The sequence below is a fragment of the Acinetobacter sp. NIPH1876 genome (assembly GCF_022808535.1).
In the GTDB taxonomy this organism is placed as follows: Bacteria; Pseudomonadota; Gammaproteobacteria; order Pseudomonadales; family Moraxellaceae; genus Acinetobacter; species Acinetobacter higginsii.
On the sequence record NZ_JALGBR010000038.1, the window covers coordinates 1 to 3,650 of the forward strand.

Sequence of the window (3,650 nt, forward strand, 5' to 3'; positions counted from 1 at the left end):
TTGAACGGGAATAGTATCTATTTTTTGCTTTCATATAAGGAAGTTACCATACTTTTTAATATGCTTAACTTCCTAAGCCCCTTTATAATTATTAAGAAAAGCTTTTTTATTTTTTAATCTTTTAAATCATGGTTTTATTTTGTTGTGAAAAAATATTACAATGTAAGTTTGTTTTTTTATTTTGTGCGCTATTTAACATTTATTTTGTTTGATTTAAAGTGTTGCTGTGAACTCTATCACTTAGAAACAATAATTTAAACTTAAGTTAATAATGTAATTAAGAATTGATTAAGAATTAATAATTTATAATGAGGAATATAACCATGTCTCAAATACAGATTATTTCCAAGGAAAGTCATCAAACCCTTGTAAATACGACGGGAAAAACAGCAACATTACCCTCTGAACCTTCAGTTGTATTAATTAAGGTCTCTGCAAATGATATTTCAGTTGTTAAGAGAGATGGTGAAAATGCTGTTGTAGTATTAAAAAATGGCGAAACAATCGTTATTCATAATTTCTTTAATAATAGTGAGGTAGCAGATAACAGCCTTGTACTACAGGGTGATGATAATCAATTAGTCTGGGCACACTTTAAGGATATGGAAAGTGATGCGGATGCTGATGCCGATGCGGACGCAGATGCAGATGCTGACTCGGATGATGATGATCATGAAGGGGCTGTCTTTTTAGAAGAAACACCAGCGGTAGTACCCGAAGCGGCAGCGGCACCTGTTGAAGCAGCAACATTGCAGCCAATTCAGGCAGTAGAACCATTACTTTATGCAGGTGAAGCATCGAGTGGTTTTAGTCCATGGTTGTGGGCTTTACCTGTACTTGCGATTGGCGGGATAGCCGCAGCAGCAAGTGGCGGCGGTGGAGGTGGGGGCAATAATGACAACAATACAGATACCACACCACCAAATACGGATGCCGTAAAATTTAATATTGATCCAGTCACTGCAGACAATGTCCTGAATGCGGCAGAATCAGCGGGCAATGTAACCTTAACTGGAACCTTGACAGGCGTGCCAGCAGATGCAGCAACCACAGTGGTAACGGTTGTAGTGAATGGTGTGACCTATACAGCGACAGTCAATTCAGCGAATGGCACTTGGAGTGTGAGTGTGCCAGGTAGCGGTTTATTGGCTGATGGCGATAAAACCATTGATGCCAAAGTTACGTTTACAGATGCGGCAGGCAATAGCAGCAATGTAACAGATACCCAAGTGTATACAGTTGATACCACAGCACCAAATGCACCAGAGATTAATCCAATCAATGGTACAGACCCAATTACAGGGACTGCAGAACCAGGTTCGACGGTGACGGTGACCTTCCCAGATGGTAGTACAGTTCAAGTACCAACTGATCCAAGCACAGGGGTATGGACCACACCAAATCCAGGTAACTTACCAAATGGAGGTACAGTAACTGCGGTTGCGACAGATCCAGCAGGTAACCCATCTGTACCTGGTACAGAAACGGTGGATACAGTTGGCCCAGATGTTTCAGGTACAACCCTCAATATTGACTCTGTGACAGCAGACAATGTCCTGAATGCGGCAGAATCAGCGGGCAATGTAACCTTAACTGGAACCTTGACAGGCGTGCCAGCAGATGCAGCAACCACAGTGGTAACGGTTGTAGTGAATGGTGTGACCTATACAGCGACAGTCAATTCAGCGAATGGCACTTGGAGTGTGAGTGTGCCAGGTAGCGGTTTATTGGCTGATGGCGATAAAACCATTGATGCCAAAGTTACGTTTACAGATGCGGCAGGCAATAGCAGCAATGTAACAGATACCCAAGTGTATACAGTTGATACAACTGCACCAAATGCGCCAGAGATTAATCCAATCAATGGCACAGACCCAATTACAGGGACTGCAGAACCAGGTTCGACGGTGACGGTGACATTCCCAGATGGTAGTACAGTTCAAGTACCAACTGATCCAACCACAGGGGAATGGACCACACCAAATCCAGGTAATTTACCAAACGGCAGTACTGTTACAGCAGTAGCAACAGATCCAGCAGGTAACCCATCTACACCAGGCACAGAGACTGTGGATACAGTTGGGCCAGATGTTTCAGGTACAACACTGAATATTGATCCAGTGACTGCGGATAACGTCATCAATGCAGTAGAGTCAGCAGGGAATGTAACCTTAACAGGCACATTAACAGGCGTACCTGCAGATGCAGCGACCACTGTGGTGACGGTTGTTGTGAATGGTGTGACGTATACAGCGACGGTCAATTCAGCGAATGGTACATGGAGTGTAAGTGTACCAGGCAGTGGATTATTAGCAGATGGCGATAAGACCATTGATGCCAAAGTTACGTTTACAGATGCGGCAGGAAATAGCAGCAATGTAACGGACACTCAAGTTTATACAGTTGATACCGTTGCACCAAATGCACCAGAGATTAATCCAATCAATGGTACAGATCCAATTACAGGGACTGCAGAACCAGGTTCGACCGTCACGGTGACCTTCCCAGATGGTAGTACAGTTCAGGTACCAACAGATCCAACCACAGGGGTATGGACCACACCAAATCCAGGTAATTTACCAAATGGCAGTACAGTAACGGCTGTAGCAACAGACCCAGCAGGTAACCCATCTGTACCAGGTACAGAAACAGTTGATACAGTTGGCCCAGATGTTTCAGGTACAGGTTTAACTATTGATTCTGTGACTGCAGATAACGTCATTAATGCAGCAGAGTCTGTATCAAACGTGACAGTGACAGGAACGTTGACGGGTATCCCAGCAGATGCAGCAACCACAGTTGTTACTTTGCTGATTAATGGCGTGACCTATACAGCGACAGTAGATACAGCAGCAGGTACGTGGAGTGCCAGTGTTGCAGGCAGTGACTTATTGGCGGATTCAGATAAGACCATTGATGCGACAGCAACCTTTACTGATGCAGCAGGTAACAGCAGTACTAAAACAGATGCTCATGTTTATACAACAGATACAACAGCACCAGATGTTTCAGGTACAGGTTTAACTATTGATTCTGTGACTGCAGATAACGTTATCAATGCAGCAGAGTCTGCATCAAACGTGACAGTGACAGGAACGTTGACAGGTATCCCGGCAGATGCAGCAAGCACAGTTGTTACTTTGCTGATTAATGGTGTGACCTATACAGCGACGGTAGATATAGCAACAGGTACGTGGAGTGCCAGTGTTGCAGGCAGTGACTTATTGGCGGATTCAGATAAGACCATTGATGCGACAGCAACCTTTACTGATGCAGCAGGTAACAGCAGTACTAAAACAGATGCTCATGTTTATACAACAGATACAACAGCACCAGATGTTTCAGGTACAGGTTTAACTATTGATTCTGTGACTGCAGATAACGTTATCAATGCAGCAGAGTCTGCATCAAACGTGACAGTGACAGGAACGTTGACGGGTATTCCAGCAGATGCAGCAACCACAGTTGTTACTTTGCTGATTAATGGTGTGACCTATACAGCGACGGTAGATACAGCAACAGGTACGTGGAGTGCCAGTGTTGCAGGCAGTGACTTATTGGCAGATGCAGATAAGACCATTGATGCGACAGCAACCTTTACTGATGCAGCAGGTAACAGCAGTACTAAAACAGATGCTCATGTTTATACA

1 protein-coding gene is annotated in these 3,650 nt (G+C 44.0%); it reads left to right on the forward strand.

Annotated features, from left to right (window positions below; genetic code table 11):
- Positions 1–323 precede the first annotated feature (323 nt).
- A partial coding sequence (locus MN869_RS20245; protein ID WP_243309223.1) for an Ig-like domain-containing protein occupies positions 324–3,650 on the forward strand: 3,327 nt, incomplete at its 3' end.